The following is a 1,600-nucleotide window of genomic DNA, read 5'->3' as shown; positions in this document are numbered from 1 at the left end:
CCACAGGTTACACAAATAGGATTTTGTTTACCTTGTTTATTGATGCCATTTTTACGGATATGGGTAGATTTACATTCAGGGCATTGCATTTTGATTTCCTCCATTCATATCTCTATTATGCAACGCCGCGGTTTCTAGGAGACATTCAACACGAGAACCTTGCTCATAGGTGTCTGGATATCGCTTGAATTTACCCCGAATGGTAGCACAGATCACTGAGATTGGAACCTGTTATTGATTGTGGAGGAAGTGGGGAGCTTTTTTCAGTGATCGGTAAATAGCCTGTTCTCTGGGGATGATGCCAAATCCCGTCCGGAGCATCTCATTTATGCAAGTGAGTAATTATGCTTGTCGCTAAAACTTGCTTCTGGCAAGGCTTTCAAAATAGCTTGACATAAAACTTAATTTAGGCGTTACAAAGGTGAGATGCTCCCAATCCCGTTATGCTTCATCTTATTGCCAGCCGACTCCCTGATAACTAATTTTTGATAAGCTAAGAGACAGTTAATTATAATTTCGTCGTTAATCCTATGATTTTGCCAGGTAGTACCGTTCGAGTCACCAATCCCGATGATACCTACTATAAATTTGAAGGTTTAGCCCAGCGTTTAAGCGATGGGAAAGTGGCCGTTCTTTTTGAGGGGGGTAACTGGGACAAGTTAGTTACCTTTAATCTCTCGGAATTAGAAGAAGTAATTATTGCCCCGGCTAAAGGCAAAAAATAACCATGCGTCCACCCCTACCGCAATTGACCACGGATAGCCGCTATCCCGATCATATCGCCGAAGTTATCGAGACGACGACGACCGAGTTTTTAGCGCAATGTTTGGAACCAGAGGAGTTAAACTTTCCTTTTATGCCCGCTTTTGGTAGTTGGGTAAAAGCCTACGATGAAGAAACGGGTAATAAGATTTTTGGGATTGTCACCTTTGCCACCACTGCCCCCATCGATTCGGTACATCACGCTAGAGCTTTGGGGTTATCTTTGGCTGAATTGCGGGAACAACAGCCGCAGATTTTCGCTATGTTAAAAACGGAATTTCGGGCAACTATTGTCGGTTTTGAAACCCTGCCAAGACAAGTTAATGGCAATGGTGCCGGGCGGGGTTATATCTATCAATATATTCCTCCCCGACCCCCACAAATTCATCAGGCTGTTTATCAATGTGAGTCCTTAGAAGTGGTTGATTTTAGTGAACAATTAGACTTTTTAAGAATTTTATTACAGGTCAAAAATACTCCCGTGGAAGCCTTGGCCGCTGCTTCTATCCGTCAGATGTATCAATTGCGTCAAGCCGATCGACAATGGTTAGTGAATGTGGGCAGACAGTTAAGTGTTTTACTTAAGGATGATTACGATCGCTTGCGTTATATTCTTAGTCAAATTCATATTCACGCTTAGATTATTGGGCTATCTGGGTGCTCTTGGAGTAGTGAAAATCCCTCACTCCCTCTCTTTGTGTCCTTTGTGTCGGCGTTGCATAATAGAGATATGAATGGAGGAAATCAAAATGCAATGCCCTGAATGTAAATCTACCCATATCCGTAAAAATGGCATCAATAAACAAGGTAAACAAAATCCTATTTGTGTAACCTGTGG

Annotated in this window: 4 protein-coding genes; 3 read left to right on the top strand and 1 reads right to left on the bottom strand. The window is 42.3% G+C overall.

What is annotated here, in order from left to right:
* The coding region (locus MiAbW_RS19045; RefSeq protein ID WP_133164151.1) for an IS1 family transposase at window positions 1-89 on the bottom strand (89 nt) is incomplete at its 3' end.
* A 441-nt stretch (window positions 90-530) separates the two neighbouring features.
* Between MiAbW_RS19045 and MiAbW_RS19040 the strand changes: the two genes are divergently transcribed.
* The 3 genes from MiAbW_RS19040 to MiAbW_RS19030 form a co-directional block, all read left to right on the top strand.
* Window positions 531-725: an NAD(P)H dehydrogenase subunit NdhS gene (locus MiAbW_RS19040; RefSeq protein WP_002759298.1), complete on the top strand. Its 195-nt coding sequence runs from the start codon at window positions 531-533 to the stop codon at window positions 723-725.
* Window positions 726-727: 2 nt separating this feature from the next.
* The gene (locus MiAbW_RS19035; protein WP_151697343.1) at window positions 728-1,402 is read left to right on the top strand and encodes an HAS-barrel domain-containing protein; all 675 of its coding nucleotides are present in this window, start codon (window positions 728-730) and stop codon (window positions 1,400-1,402) included.
* A 109-nt stretch (window positions 1,403-1,511) separates the two neighbouring features.
* Window positions 1,512-1,600: IS1 family transposase (locus MiAbW_RS19030; protein ID WP_133164151.1), on the top strand; the 89-nt coding region annotated here is incomplete at its 3' end.

Origin of the sequence: Microcystis aeruginosa NIES-4325, from assembly GCF_008974145.1 — a bacterium.
Taxonomy (GTDB): domain Bacteria; phylum Cyanobacteriota; class Cyanobacteriia; order Cyanobacteriales; family Microcystaceae; genus Microcystis; species Microcystis aeruginosa_G.
This window is presented reverse-complemented; position numbering and strand designations above follow the sequence as displayed.

Excerpts from the sequence above, each read along its gene's own strand:
- MiAbW_RS19040 (WP_002759298.1), top strand. The coding sequence starts at position 531 with ATGATTTTGCCAGGTAGTACCGTTCGAGTCACCAATCCCGATGATACC.
- MiAbW_RS19035 (WP_151697343.1), top strand. The coding sequence starts at position 728 with ATGCGTCCACCCCTACCGCAATTGACCACGGATAGCCGCTATCCCGAT.